The organism is Cupriavidus sp. DB3, from assembly GCF_020418465.1.
GTDB classification, from domain to species: domain Bacteria; phylum Pseudomonadota; class Gammaproteobacteria; order Burkholderiales; family Burkholderiaceae; genus Cupriavidus; species Cupriavidus cauae.
On the sequence record NZ_JAIZPL010000006.1, the window covers coordinates 224060 to 237626 of the forward strand.

The 13567-nt window shown below is 69.9% G+C and carries 9 protein-coding genes; 4 read left to right on the forward strand and 5 right to left on the reverse strand.

Going from position 1 to position 13567, the window contains the following annotated elements:
* Window positions 1-104: 104 nt before the first annotated feature.
* The 5 genes from dapE to dapC all read right to left on the reverse strand — a co-directional run bounded on the left by dapE (window position 105) and on the right by dapC (window position 4610).
* Window positions 105-1286 (reverse strand): succinyl-diaminopimelate desuccinylase, encoded by a 1182-nt coding sequence (dapE, locus tag K7G19_RS20325; protein ID WP_226108833.1) that lies wholly within the window; start codon window positions 1284-1286, stop codon window positions 105-107.
* A gap of 137 nt (window positions 1287-1423) precedes the next feature.
* On the reverse strand, window positions 1424-1777 hold the full coding sequence (locus K7G19_RS20330) for an ArsC family reductase (protein WP_149319043.1): 354 nt from the start codon (window positions 1775-1777) through the stop codon (window positions 1424-1426).
* A 93-nt stretch (window positions 1778-1870) separates the two neighbouring features.
* Complete coding sequence (locus tag K7G19_RS20335) at window positions 1871-2254, reverse strand: hypothetical protein (protein ID WP_187829248.1); 384 nt, start codon at window positions 2252-2254, stop codon at window positions 1871-1873.
* Between the two features lie 163 nt (window positions 2255-2417).
* The gene (dapD, locus tag K7G19_RS20340) at window positions 2418-3245 is read right to left on the reverse strand and encodes a 2,3,4,5-tetrahydropyridine-2,6-dicarboxylate N-succinyltransferase (protein ID WP_149319041.1); all 828 of its coding nucleotides are present in this window, start codon (window positions 3243-3245) and stop codon (window positions 2418-2420) included.
* 153 nt (window positions 3246-3398) lie between these two features.
* Window positions 3399-4610, reverse strand: a complete 1212-nt coding sequence (gene dapC, locus K7G19_RS20345) for a succinyldiaminopimelate transaminase (RefSeq protein ID WP_226108835.1) — start codon at window positions 4608-4610, stop codon at window positions 3399-3401.
* A 170-nt stretch (window positions 4611-4780) separates the two neighbouring features.
* Here dapC and K7G19_RS20350 point away from each other — a divergent pair, with 170 nt between their 5' ends.
* From K7G19_RS20350 to ligA, 4 genes are all read left to right on the forward strand, one after another.
* Window positions 4781-5779, forward strand: a complete 999-nt coding sequence (locus K7G19_RS20350; RefSeq protein ID WP_226108837.1) for a DMT family transporter — start codon at window positions 4781-4783, stop codon at window positions 5777-5779.
* A gap of 499 nt (window positions 5780-6278) precedes the next feature.
* Window positions 6279-9794 carry a chromosome segregation protein SMC gene (gene smc / locus K7G19_RS20355; RefSeq protein ID WP_226108838.1) on the forward strand — a complete coding sequence of 1172 codons (3516 nt, stop codon included), beginning with the start codon at window positions 6279-6281 and terminating at the stop codon, window positions 9792-9794.
* Between the two features lie 109 nt (window positions 9795-9903).
* Window positions 9904-11292: a cell division protein ZipA C-terminal FtsZ-binding domain-containing protein gene (locus K7G19_RS20360; protein WP_226108937.1), complete on the forward strand. Its 1389-nt coding sequence runs from the start codon at window positions 9904-9906 to the stop codon at window positions 11290-11292.
* A gap of 81 nt (window positions 11293-11373) precedes the next feature.
* Window positions 11374-13557, forward strand: coding sequence for an NAD-dependent DNA ligase LigA (gene ligA, locus K7G19_RS20365; RefSeq protein ID WP_226108840.1), 2184 nt, complete (start codon window positions 11374-11376; stop codon window positions 13555-13557).
* Window positions 13558-13567: the final 10 nt, after the last annotated feature.

Genomic DNA, 13567 nt, shown 5'->3' on the forward strand with positions numbered 1-13567 from the left:
AATCAGAGGTCAGGGGTCGGTCGGGGCGGCGCGATAACGGCGGCGCGGTCTGCGCAACGTGCTAAGAGCGGCGCGATCAGGGCAGTGCGGTCAGGAACGATCGCTCAGGCGATCAGCCGCTCCAGCACGCCGCGATAGATGTTCTTCAGCGGCTCGATGAAGCGCACTTCGACGTGCTCGTCGATCTTGTGGATGCTGGCATTGGGCGGACCGAACTCGATCACCTGCGGGCACAGCTTGGCGATGAAGCGGCCGTCCGAGGTGCCGCCGGTGGTCGACAGCTCGGTCTGCACGCCCGTCTCGGCGGCGATCGCCGCGGCCAGCGCCTCGGACAGGTCGCCGCGCGGCGTCAGGAACGGTTCGCCGCCCAGCGTCCAGTCGATCTGGTAGTCGAGCCCGTGCCGATCGAGGATCGCGTGCACGCGGGCCTTCAGCTGCTCGGGCGTGCTGGCCGTCGAGAAGCGGAAGTTGAAATCGATCGTCACGTGGCCGGGGATCACGTTGGTCGCGCCGGTGCCCGCGTGGATGTTCGACATCTGCCAGGTGGTCGGCGGGAAATACTCGTTGCCGTCGTCCCAGCGCTCGCCGACCAGTTCGGTCAGCGCCGGCGCCGCCAGATGGATCGGGTTGCGCGCCAGGTGCGGATAGGCGATATGGCCCTGCACGCCCTTGACGGTCAGCTTGCCGGACAAGGAGCCGCGCCGGCCGTTCTTGACCATGTCGCCGAGCGTATCGACCGAGGTCGGCTCGCCGACCACGCAGTAGTCGAGTCGTTCGCCGCGCGCCTGCAGCGCCTGTACGACCTTGACGGTGCCGTCGTGGGCCGGGCCTTCCTCGTCGCTGGTGATCAGGAGCGCGATCGAACCGGCATGGTCCGGATGGGCCTGCAGGAATTCCTCGATCGCCACCACGAAGCCCGCGATCGAGGTCTTCATGTCGGCGGCGCCGCGGCCGTACAGCTTGCCGTCGCGATGGGTCGGCTCGAACGGCGGCGAGGTCCATTGCTCCAGCGGGCCGGTCGGCACCACGTCGGTGTGGCCGGCGAAGGCCAGCAGCTTGCCGGCGGTGCCCAGCCGGCCGCGCTTGACGGCCCACAGATTGGTGACGCGGAACGCGTCGGGGCCGCTGACCAGCGACTCGCAGGCGAAGCCGAGCGCGGACAGCCGCGCCTGCAGCACGGCCTGGCAGCCTTCGTCGGCGGGGGTCACCGACTGGCGGCGGATCAGGTCTTCGGTCAGCGCCAGCGTCGGGTTGGCGGCGGGCGTTGCGGGGGCGTTGGAGGTCATGGGGCGGCGATGGTTAAGCGGACATTCGGACTGGCGGCGAGCAAACGGAAATCCAGCGGCAATCGAGCGGCAATCGAGCGGCAATCGAGCGGCAATCGAGCGGCAAGCAAGGGGCGGCAGGCCGGCAATCGGCGGGCTCAGCCCTGGAAACGTTCGGCGTACTGATCGGCGGCGAAGCCGACCGCGACCGCGCCGTCATGCTCGAGCACCGGCCGCTTGATCAGCGAGGGGCTGCGCTGCATCAGCGCGATCGCGCCATCGGCGTCCTCGGCCAGGGCCTTGTCGGCGTCCGGCAGCGCGCGCCAGGTGGTGCCCTTGCGGTTGAGCAGCAGCGACAGCGGCACCTGCTTGAGCCAGCGGCGCAGCATCGTCTCGTCGACGCCCTGCTTCTTGAAATCGTGGAAGGCGTAGTCGACGCCGTTGGCTTCGAGCCAGGTGCGGGCTTTCTTGACGGTATCGCAGTTCGGGATGCCGTAGAGCTGGACGGTCATGGCGAATGAAGAATGAATCGTTGGCGAGAGGGACGCGAGGCGCGATGGCGGCAAAGGACGATGGCGGCGCGATGGCGCGAGCCGTCGCCCGCTTCAGCGCAGCAGCAGATTGATGGCGATCACCAGCGCGGGCAGGCCCAGCGCGAAGCCGGCCATCGCCACCCCGGTCATCAGCCGCAGCCGGCGGTCCAGCCGGGCCGCTTCCTTGCGCAGCGCGTCGATCGTGATCGCATGTTGTTCGGCCAGCAGCTTGACGTTCTCGGCCTGCTGCATCGCGGCCGTTTCCAGCTCGGCGACGCGCGCCGCGAGCTGGCGCGCCTGCTCCTGCGGATCGGCCGCGGGCGTGCCGTCGCCGCCGTCGGCGGGCTCGTCCTTGCGCTTGCTCTTCTTGAGCTTCTCGATGGTCTTGTTGGCCTGCTCGAGAATGGTCGGCAGCAGGGACAGCACGGTGCTGACGGTAGCGGGGTCCAGGGCCATGAATCGCTTGCGTAGGGAGGGCACGGGTCACCTCACGTAAGAGCCGGCGCGTTGTGCCGCTCGGGGGCGAGGAGGGCGAGGCGCGGGTTGGGACGCGGGTTGGGGCGCGGGTTGCGGCGAACCGGACAGCGGTGGCGGCACGCGGGCCGCCACCTCGCTGCCGTCAGTCGCCGCGCAGCAGGTCGTTCAGGCTGGTCTTGGCGCGCGTCTGCGCGTCGACCTTCTTGACGATCACCGCGCAGTAGAGGCTGTACTTGCCGTCCTTCGACGGCAGGTTGCCCGCCACCACCACCGAGCCCGCCGGCACGCGGCCGTAGTGGATCTCGCCGGTTTCGCGATCGTAGATCTTGGTCGACTGGCCCAGGTAGACGCCCATCGAGATCACCGAGTTCTCCTCGACGATCACGCCCTCGACGACTTCCGAGCGCGCGCCGATGAAGCAGTTGTCCTCGATGATGACCGGGTTGGCCTGCAGCGGCTCGAGCACGCCGCCGATGCCGACGCCGCCCGACAGATGCACGTTCTTGCCGATCTGCGCGCACGAACCGACGGTCGCCCAGGTATCGACCATGGTGCCTTCATCGACATAGGCGCCGATGTTGACGTACGAGGGCATCAGCACCGCATTCTTCGCGATGAACGAGCCGCGGCGGGCGACCGCCGGCGGCACCACGCGAAAGCCGCCCTTGGCGAAGTCGTCGGCCGACCAGCCGGCGAACTTGGTCGGCACCTTGTCGTAGAACTGCGCGAAGCCGCCGGCGGCCATCGGCGCGTTGTCTTCCAGGCGGAACGACAGCAGCACCGCCTTCTTGACCCACTGGTTGACGATCCAGTCCTTGCCTTGCTTCTCGGCCACGCGCAGCGTGCCCGCGTCGAGCTGGCCGATCACCGTGGCCACCGCTTCGCGGATGTCGGCCGGGGCGGACTTGGGCGACAGGCTGGCGCGGTCTTCCCAGGCCTGGTCGATCAGAGCTTGCAGTGCTTGCGTCATATGCGTTTCTTCGCGTGTTGTCGTGGTTGAATTCGCGGCCGCCGCGCGGTGGCGGTCGGCAGCCGATATTGGGGTGGATATTGCGGTCGACTCCAGGTCCAAGGCGGCGAATCCCGGGACCGAACCGTGGGATCGAACCGCGCTCCGGCCGGTTCAGCCGCGGCCCGCCAGGCCCCGGCAGAAGGCGAGGATGCGCTCTGCACCCTCGCGGCATTCCTCGGGCGTCGCCACCAGCGCCATCCGCACGCGATTGGCGCCCGGATTGATGCCGTCGGCCTCGCGCGCCAGATAGCTGCCGGGCAGCACGGTCAGGTGCTGCTCGGCATAAAGCCGCGCGGCGAACTCGGTGTCGCTCAGCCCCGTGCGCGAGACGTCCGCCCACAGGTAGAAGCCCGCGTCGGGCAGGGCGACGTCCAGCACTTCGGCCAGCATCGGCGTGACCTCGGCGAACTTGGCGACATAGGCGGCACGGTTCTCGCGCACATGCGCCTCGTCGTTCCAGGCCGCGACGCTGGCGCTCTGCACCGCCGGGTTCATCGCGCCGCCATGATAGGTGCGATACAGCAGAAAGCGGCCCAGCAGCGCCGCGTCGCCCGCGACGAAGCCCGAGCGCAGGCCCGGCACGTTGGAGCGCTTGGACAGGCTGGAGAACATCACCAGCCGCTCGAAGCCGCGGCCCAGACGGTGCGCCGCCTCCAGCGCGCCCAGCGGCGCCTTGCCCTCGTCGAAATAGATCTCGGAGTAGCACTCGTCGGAGGCGATCACGAAGCCGTGGCGGTCCGACAGCGCGAACAGCTGGCGCCAGTCGTCCAGCGACAGCACCGCGCCGGTCGGATTGCCGGGCGAGCAGACATAGACCAATTGCACGCGCGGCCAGACTTCATCGGGGATACGGTCGAATGCCGGGGCGAAATTGCGGGCCGGATCGCTGTTGGCGAACACCGGCGTCGCGCCGGCCAGCAGCGCGGCGCCCTCGTAGATCTGATAGAAGGGGTTCGGGCACAGCACCAGCGCGCCGGGGCGGGTGCCGTCGACCACGGTCTGGGCAAAGGCGAACAGCGCCTCGCGCGAGCCGGTGACCGGCAGCACCTGGCTAGCGGGGTCGACACGGGGCAGGCCGTAGCGGCGCTCCAGCCAGCTGGCGATGCATTGGCGCAGGGCTTCGGAACCGGCCGTTGTGGGATAATTCGCCAGCCCGCCAAGCGACTCGGCCAGCGCATCGCGGATGAAGCGCGGGGTCCGATGCTTGGGCTCGCCGATGCCGAAACTGATCGGCCGCAGCGCGCCGTTCGGCTGGATTCCCGCAAACAGGGCCTTCAGTTTCTCGAACGGGTAGGGCTGCAGCAAATCGAGACGCGGGTTCATGATGGGTCGAAGGCCTGTCGAAACGCAGCATTATAAGGGACGAGGCGCCGCGCCGAGGGACCGGCGTAACGCCGGCGTTACGGTCCGGATCGGCTCCGATCCGGGCTTCACGTATCACCCACATCCATGTCAGGCACCGTTTCCCGGGTGCCGCCAGTGTTTTCCAATCCATGAGCCATTCCAACGCCAACGTGCGGCCCGGCGCCTCCCATGCCGACCCCCACGCCGATACCGATACCTTCAAGGCTTCCCTGTCGATCCTGCTCGGCGCCTCGGTGTGGGGCATCGCCTGGTATCCGTATCGGCTGCTGGCCGCCTGGGGCCTGGGCGGCATGAAGGCCGCGGCGGTGGTCAGCGCGGTCGCCGCCGTGCTGGCGCTGCTGGTGCTGCGGCGGCAATTGCGGGGCCTGCGCTGGTCGTGGCTGTTCGTGGCGATCGCGCTGGCGGCCGGGATTACCAATGCCGGCTTCGTCTGGGGCAGCGTCCACGGCCACGTGATGCGGGTGCTGCTGCTGTTCTACCTGACCCCGGTGTGGACCGTGCTGGTCGCGCGGCTGCTGCTGGGCGAGCGGGTCTCGCCGGCGGGCCTGATGCTGGTCGCGCTGGCGATGTTCGGCGCCGGGCTGATGCTGTGGACGCCAGAGGTCGGCGTGCCGCTGCCCGGCGATGCCGCCGAATGGGCGGGCCTCGCCGCCGGCATCGCCTTCGCGTTCAACAACGTGCTGTCGCGCCGCGCCGGCCAGCGCTTTCCCGAGATGGACGCGCGGCTGCGCACGCTGATGGTGTTCGGCGGCGGCACGGTGGTCGGGGGCATCGCCGCGCTGTGGCTCGATACCGGCGCCGTGGCGATCGCGCCAGAGGCGCGCGTGGCGGCGCCGCTGCTGGTGCTGGGCCTGGCCGCCACGCTGGTGGTCGGCAACGCCATCGTCCAGTACGGGCTGCAGCATCTGCCCGCCAACCGGGTCTCGCTGCTGATGCTGTTCGAGATCGTGGTCGCCGCGGTGTCGTCGTGGTGGCTGGCGACCGAGACGCTGAGCTGGAAGGAGGCGGCCGGCGGCCTGTGCATCGTGGCGGCCGGGGCGCTGTCCGGCCTGGTGCACCGGCGCAGCGGGCCGGCGCGGGCGCCGGCGGGCGAGGGCGCGGGGTGTACCGGCCTGCAGGGGCAGTAAGCGGCCGGCACGACCGCGGCGTGGGTGTGCCGCCGGGATCGCCTCCGGACTGGACCGATGCGGCCCGAGATGCCGCCGGATGCCGGCCCGGTACCGCCAGCACGCCGGCCGGACGCCGCTCGTACACCGCCTCGATGCCGCCAGCACGCCGGCCCGACGTCGCTCGTACACCGCCTCGATGCCGCCCGGACGCCGTCCCGGTGCCGCCCGGACACCGCCCGGACGCCGCCCGGACGCCGCCCGGACGCCGCCCGGATGTCGTCCCGATGCCGCCCCGATGCCGCCCGAACCGGCCGGCAACGACCCCGTAACTGCCGGTAAATCCGGCTGGACGGCGTCACACCGATGGTATGATTAGCGCCAATTTTCGGGCACAAGTGCGCGACGAATGCGGTGCGGGCGGCACGTCCGCGCAGGGCGTCGCGCAGGCTGTCCGGCCTTTCTGGGTGCCGCTCCCGGGCGTGCCTCACCACGGATTCGAACCCATTCAAGACCAACCGTGCGACTGTCCTCGATCAAGCTGGCGGGCTTCAAGTCCTTTGTCGATCCCACCAATTTCCAAGTGCCCGGCCAACTGGTCGGCATCGTCGGTCCCAACGGCTGCGGCAAGTCCAACATCATCGATGCGGTGCGCTGGGTGCTCGGCGAGTCCCGCGCCTCCGAGCTGCGCGGCGAATCGATGCAGGACGTCATCTTCAACGGTTCCACCGCGCGCAAGCCGGCCGGGCGCGCCAGCGTCGAGCTGGTGTTCGACAACGCCGAAGGCCGCGCCGCCGGGCAGTGGAGCCAGTACGCCGAAATCGCCGTCAAGCGGGTGCTGACCCGCGACGGCACCTCGTCCTACTACATCAACAACCAGCCGGTGCGCCGGCGCGACATCCAGGACATCTTCCTGGGCACGGGCCTGGGCCCCCGCGCCTACGCGATCATCGGCCAGGGCATGATCTCGCGGATCATCGAGGCCAAGCCCGACGACATGCGGATCTTCCTGGAAGAAGCCGCGGGCGTGTCCAAGTACAAGGAACGCCGCCGCGAGACCGAGAACCGGCTGTCCGACACGCGCGAGAACCTGACCCGGGTCGAGGACATCCTGCGCGAGCTGTCGGCCAACCTCGACAAGCTCGAGGGCCAGGCCGAAGTCGCGCAGCGCTTCAAGGCGCTGCAGGCCGAGGGCGAGGAGAAGCAGCATCTGCTGTGGCTGCTGCGCAAGCGCGAGGCGCTGGCCGAGCAGGAACGCCATCAGCGCGCGATCGAGCAGGCCCAGATCGACCTGGAAGCGCAGACCGCGCAGCTGCGCCACGTCGAGGCCGAGCTGGAGACGCTGCGCGCCGCGCACTATGCCGCTTCCGACGGCATGCACGCCGCGCAGGGCGCCCTCTACGAGGCCAATACCGAGGTCAGCAAGCTCGAGGCCGAGATCCGCTACGTGGTCGAATCGCGCAACCGCGTGCAGGCGCAGATCGCCGCGCTGACCGCGCAGCGCGAGCAGTGGCAGGCCAAGGCCCAGCAGGCGAGCGACGAGCTCGAGCAGGCCGAGGAGGAACTGGCGCTGGCCGAGGGCCGCACCATCGAGGCGCAGCAGGCGGTCGAGCAGCAGAGCGAGGCGCTGCCGACGCTCGAAGCGCAATGGCGCGATGCGCAGGCCCTGCTGAACGAGCAGCGCACCGGCATCATGCAGGCCGAGCAGGCGCTCAAGCTCGAGGCCGCGCATCAGCGCAACGCCGACCAGATGCTGCAGCAGCTGGAGCAGCGCCGCGAACGCCTTTCCGGCGAGGAAAAGGGCCTGGACCGGCCCGACGACGTGCGGCTGGAGGAATTGCGCGCCGAGCTCGCCGAACACGAGGCGATGCTCGAGGACGCCCAGGCCGCGCTGGCCGAGGCCGAGGACAATCTGCCGCGGCTCGATGCCGAGCGCCGCGCCGCGCAGGAGCGCGTGCAGCGCGAAGCGGCCGCGATCGCGGCGCTGGAAGCGCGCCTGGCCGCGCTGCGCCAGCTGCAGGAGAACGTGCAGAGCGAAGGCAAGGTCCAGCCGTGGCTGGCAAAGCACGGCCTGGCCGAACTGCCGCGCCTGTGGAAGAAGATCCATATCGAACCGGGCTGGGAAAACGCGCTCGAGTCGGTGCTGCGCGAAAAGCTGGCCGCGCTGGAGGTCTCCAACCTCGACTGGATCAAGGGACTGCTGACCGACGCGCCGCCGGCCAAGCTGGCCTTCTACGCGCCGCCGCCCGCGGCACGCCCGGGCGAGGCGCCGGCCGGACTGCGTCCGCTGATGTCGCTGCTGCAGATCACCGAGCCGGGCATCCGCGCGGTGATGCAGGACTGGCTGGCCGACGTCTACACCGCGGACGACATGGAGCAGGCGCTGGCCGCACGCGCGAACCTGCCCGAGGGCGCGACCTTCGTCGTCGCCGAGGGCCATCTGGTCGGCCGCAGCTCGGTGCACCTGTATGCCGCGGACTCCGAGCAGGCCGGCATGCTGGCGCGCGAGCAGGAAATCGAGAATCTGCAGAAGCAGGCGCGCGCGCAGACGCTGCTGGCCGACGAGGCCAAGGCGCAGGCGGTGCGCGCCGAGGCGGCCTATACCGAGGGCAGCCGCAAGCTGGTGGAAGCGCGCGCCGACAGTGAGCGCGTCACGCGGCGCGTGCACGGGCTGCAGATGGACGTGCTCAAGCTGTCGCAGGCGATGGAGCGCTACGCCGCGCGCAGCAGCCAGATCCGCGAGGAGCTGGAGGAAATCGCCGCGCAGATCGACGAGCAGCGCGCGCTGAAGGCCGAATCCGAGGCCAACTTCGAGCGCCACGATACCGAGCTGGCCGAGATGCAGGCCGCGCACGAAGACCACCAGATGGCCTACGAAGCGCTGGATGCAAAGCTGTCCGACGCGCGCCAGCAGCTGCGCGACCTGGAACGTGCCGCGCAGGAGGCCGTGTTCGCCCAGCGCAATCTGGCGACCCGCATCGACGAGCTGCGCCGCAATATCCAGGTCGCGGGCGACCAGAGCGAGCGCATCGCCGAATCGCTGGAGAACGCGCGCGCCGAACTCGAAACCATCAACGAGCAGACCGCGCACACCGGCCTGCAGGAAGCGCTCGAACTGCGCGCCGAACGCGAGCAGAAGCTGGCGACGGCCCGCATCGAGCTCGACGCGCTGTCGGCGCAGCTGCGCCAGTTCGACGAGCAGCGCCTGGCCGCCGAGCGCAGCCTGCAACCGCTGCGCGACCGCATCACCGAACTGCAGCTCAAGGAGCAGGCCGCGCGCCTGGCGCAGGAGCAGTTCGCCGAGCAGCTGGCCGCGGCCGAGGTCGACGAGGCCGCGCTGGTCGGCAAGCTCAACGGCGACATGAAGCCCTCGTATCTGCAGGGCGAAGTCACGCGCATCAACAACGCGATCAACGCGCTCGGCCCGGTCAACATGGCCGCGCTCGAGGAACTGGCGGCGGCGCGCGAGCGCAAGACCTTCCTCGACGCGCAGTCGGCCGACCTGAACGACGCCATCCAGACGCTGGAAGACGCGATCCACAAGATCGACCAGGAAACGCGCGCGCTGCTGCAGGGCACCTTCGACCAGGTCAACCATCATTTCGGCGAGCTGTTCCCGCAGCTGTTCGGCGGCGGCCAGGCCAGGCTGATCATGACCGGCGAGGAAATCCTCGATGCCGGCGTGCAGGTGATGGCGCAGCCCCCGGGCAAGAAGAACTCGACCATCCATCTGCTGTCGGGTGGCGAAAAGGCGCTGACCGCGATCGCGCTGGTGTTCGCGATGTTCCAGCTGAACCCGGCACCGTTCTGCCTGCTGGACGAGGTCGACGCGCCGCTGGACGACGCCAATACCGAGCGCTACGCCAATATGGTCGCGCGCATGTCCGACAAGACGCAATTCGTCTTCATCTCACACAACAAGATCGCAATGGAAATGGCGCACCAGCTGATCGGCGTCACGATGCAGGAGCAGGGGGTGTCGCGGATCGTCGCCGTCGATATGGATGCGGCCGTTTCGATGGCGGAGGCGGCATGACCGGATCGCTTCGATCGACGCATGGGCCGAAGAACCGGCAGACGTATCGGCTGAAGGATTGGCTGAAGAATCGGCCGACGTCGGCCCCGAACCGCGGAGGGCGCGCGTGATGGACCTGCAAACCGCGCTGGTCGTCGCCGGCATCGTGCTGCTGCTGCTGGTAGTGGCCTACAACCAATGGCAGATCCGCAAGTCGCGCCGGCCGCGCGCGCTGCAACCCGAGGACGACCTGCCGCCGATGCGCGAGCCGGTGGTGGGCGAGGAAATCAAGCCCGAGGTCAGTGCCAAGCTGCACGAGCCGCCGCGTCCCGAAACGATCCAGCGCAAGGAGCCGACGCTGGTGGTGCCGCCGCTCGATGACGACGCGCAGGCGGCGCAGGCCGCCTCGCCGCTGGTGTCCGGCAGCGCCGATGCCGACGAGCTGCTGGCCGAGGAGGTCGCCGACGGCGTCGCGCGCAGCGCGCCGTCCGCCCGCACCGTGGCCCCGGGCAACGCCCAGGGCGCCGACGCCGACGCCGGCAAGACGCCGGCGCAAGCGCCCGCATCTTCGTCCGCCGCGCCGTCCGCATCCCAGTCCGCATCCCCGTCCGCATCCCAGTCGGCACCGCCAGCGGCGCCGCGTCCCGAACCCGTCGCCGAGCCCATCGTGGCCGACGGGCAGCCCCGGCCCGCGGTGATCGATCCGCTGATCGACTGCATCGTGCCGCTGCATCTGGAGCGCAAGGCCTCCGGCGACCGCATCCTGCCGCTGACCGGGCGCCTGCGCCGCGCCGGCACCAAGCAGGTCCATATCGAGGGCCTGTACGAACCGGCCAACGCCTGGGAGCCGGTGACCGCCGGTCACCAGTACGAGGACCTGCAGGTGGCGGTGCAGCTGGCCAATCGCGGCGGTCCGCTGAATGCGCTGGAGTTCTCCGAGTTCGTCAACGCGGTCGAGGCCCTGGCCGAATCGCTCGACGCATCGGCTGAACTGCCCGACATGAGCGAGACCGTCGCCAATGCGCGCGAGCTCGACGGCTTCGCCGCCGCCTGCGACGTGCAGCTGGGCGTCAACGTGGTGTCCGATGGCGCGCCCTGGTCGGCCGCCTATGTGCAGAACGTCGCCACCCAGGACGGCCTGGTGCTGTCGCGCGACGGCACCCGCTTCACCCGCTACCAGGCCGGTCCCGACGGCATCCAGCGCGCGCTGTTCACGCTGCAGTTCGGCGATACCAACTTCCTGCGCGACGATCTGACGGTCAAGGCGGGCAGCCAGATCACGCTGCTGCTGGACGTGCCGCAGGCATCCCAGGCCGTCAAGCCGCTGAAGACCATGTGCGAGTACGGCGACAGCCTGGCGCAGCGGATGGGCGCGAGACTGGTCGACGACAATCATCGGCCGCTGACCGAGACGTCCTTCGTCGCCATCTTCCAGCAGCTGCAGGCGCTGTACGACAAGCTCGAGGCGCGCGGCATGCCGGCCGGCTCGCCGGTGGCATTGCGCCTGTTCAGCAGCTGACGCGCGGACCGGCACCGGTTTTTCGCTGTCCGCCTTTCGCCGCCCACCTTCGCCGCCGCTTTTTCGTACCGCTCACGCCTCATGCCAGCAAAGAAACACGGCGCTCCCACTTCGGCTGATGCGCCGCGGCCTGCCGCGGCCGATGCAGCCGACGCCGCCAATGCCGCCAATGCCGCCCGGCCGGACAATTCCGCCGACAAGCCCGACGCCCCGGCCGCGCGTGCCGACTGGCTGCGCGAGCAGATCGAGCACCACAACTACCAGTATTACGTGCTCGACGCGCCGACCATTCCGGACGCCGAGTACGACGCGCTGTTCCGCGAACTGCAGGAACTCGAGGCCGCGCATCCCGAGCTGTTGACGCCGGAATCGCCGACCCAGCGCGTCGGCGGCCAGCCACTGACGGCGTTCGCGACGGTGCGGCACCGGCTGCCGATGCTGTCGCTGAACAACGCCTTCGACGACGACGACGTGATCGGCTTCGATCGCCGCTGCGCGCAGGGCCTGGGCCGCACCGTGGCCGCCGAGGGCGCGGCCGACCTGTTCTCGGCGGCCGATGCGGTCGAATATGCCTGCGAGCTCAAGTTCGACGGCCTCGCGATGTCGCTGCGCTACGAGAACGGCCGGCTGGTGCAGGCCGCCACGCGCGGCGATGGCGAGACCGGAGAGGACGTGACCGCCAATGTGCGCACGATCAAGGCGATTCCGCTGAAGCTGAAGGCCGGCGCGCCCGCGGTGATCGAGGTGCGCGGCGAGGTCTTCATGTACCGGCGCGATTTCGACCGGCTCAATGCACGCCAGGCCGAGGCCGGCGAGAAGACCTTCGTCAATCCGCGCAACGCCGCGGCCGGCAGCCTGCGCCAGCTCGATCCGCGCATCACCGCGCGCCGTCCGCTGTCGTTCTTTGCCTACGGGCTTGGCGAGCTGGACGGCGAGCCGCGCCCGGCCACCCACGATGCGCTGCTGGAACGCTTCGCGGCGCTCGGCCTGCCGGTCTGCGCCGAGCGCGCCGTGGTCAAGGGCGCGCAGGGGCTGCTCGACTTCTATCGCGGCGTCGGCAGGAAGCGCGACAGCCTGCCCTATGACATCGACGGCGTGGTCTACAAGGTCAATGCGGTCGAGGAGCAGGAACGCCTGGGCTTCGTCTCGCGCGCGCCGCGCTTCGCGCTGGCGCACAAGTTCCCCGCGCAGGAAATGACCACCGTGGTCGAGGACATCGAGGTCCAGGTCGGCCGCACCGGCGCGATCACCCCGGTGGCGCGGCTGGCGCCGGTGTTCGTCGGCGGCGTCACGGTGACCAATGCCACGCTGCACAACGAGGACGAGATCCGCCGCAAGGACGTGCATATCGGCGACACCGTGATCGTGCGCCGCGCCGGCGACGTGATTCCGGAAGTCGTCGCCGTGGTGCCGGAGCGCCGGCCCGCCGATGCGCGGCCCTTCACGATGCCGACCGCTTGCCCCGTGTGCGGCTCGCATATCGAGCGGCTGGAGGACGAGGCGATCGCGCGCTGCACCGGCGGGCTGATCTGCGCCGCGCAGCGCAAGCAGGCGCTGCTGCATTTCGCCCAGCGCCGCGCGATGGATATCGAAGGGCTCGGCGAGAAGGTGGTCGACCAGCTGGTGGAGCAGGGCATCGTGCGCACGCCGGCCGACCTGTACAAGCTCGGCGTGGCCAAGCTCGCGGCGCTGGACCGCATGGCCGACAAGTCGGCCAGCAATCTGGTGGCCGCGATCGACGCGTCGCGCGCCACCACGCTGAACCGCTTCATCTTCGCGCTGGGCATCCGCCATGTCGGCGAGGCGACCGCCAAGGATCTGGCGCGGCATTTCGGCAAGCTCGACGGACTGATGGCGGCCGACGAGGCCGCGCTGCTTGAGGTCAACGACGTCGGCCCGGTGGTCGCGCAGTCGATCGCGCATTTCTTTGCCGAGGCGCACAACGTCGAGGTCATCGAGCAGCTGCGCGCCGCCGGCGTGCACTGGCCCGAGAGCGAGCCCGCCGCGCGCGCGCCGGCGCCGCTGGCGGGCAAGACCTTCGTGCTGACGGGCACCTTGCCGACGCTGTCGCGCGAGGCGGCCAAGGAGATGCTGGAGGCGGCCGGCGCCAAGGTGGCGGGCTCGGTGTCGAAGAAGACCGACTACGTGGTGGCCGGCGAGGAGGCGGGCAGCAAGCTCGCCAAGGCGCAGGAACTGGGCGTGCCGGTGCTGGACGAGGCCGGCATGATGGCGCTGCTAGAGGAGCACGGCGCGGCGGGACGCTGACAGGGGCAGG

What these genes read in the sequence shown, in the direction of transcription:
- K7G19_RS20350 (WP_226108837.1), top strand. Translation starts at nt 4,781, where the DNA reads ATGAGCCATTCCAACGCCAACGTGCGGCCCGGCGCCTCCCATGCCGAC.
- dapE (WP_226108833.1), bottom strand. Translation starts at nt 1,286, where the DNA reads ATGACCTCCAACGCCCCCGCAACGCCCGCCGCCAACCCGACGCTGGCG.
- K7G19_RS20330 (WP_149319043.1), bottom strand. Translation starts at nt 1,777, where the DNA reads ATGACCGTCCAGCTCTACGGCATCCCGAACTGCGATACCGTCAAGAAA.
- dapC (WP_226108835.1), bottom strand. Translation starts at nt 4,610, where the DNA reads ATGAACCCGCGTCTCGATTTGCTGCAGCCCTACCCGTTCGAGAAACTG.
- K7G19_RS20360 (WP_226108937.1), top strand. Translation starts at nt 9,904, where the DNA reads ATGGACCTGCAAACCGCGCTGGTCGTCGCCGGCATCGTGCTGCTGCTG.
- K7G19_RS20335 (WP_187829248.1), bottom strand. Translation starts at nt 2,254, where the DNA reads ATGGCCCTGGACCCCGCTACCGTCAGCACCGTGCTGTCCCTGCTGCCG.
- dapD (WP_149319041.1), bottom strand. Translation starts at nt 3,245, where the DNA reads ATGACGCAAGCACTGCAAGCTCTGATCGACCAGGCCTGGGAAGACCGC.
- ligA (WP_226108840.1), top strand. Translation starts at nt 11,374, where the DNA reads ATGCCAGCAAAGAAACACGGCGCTCCCACTTCGGCTGATGCGCCGCGG.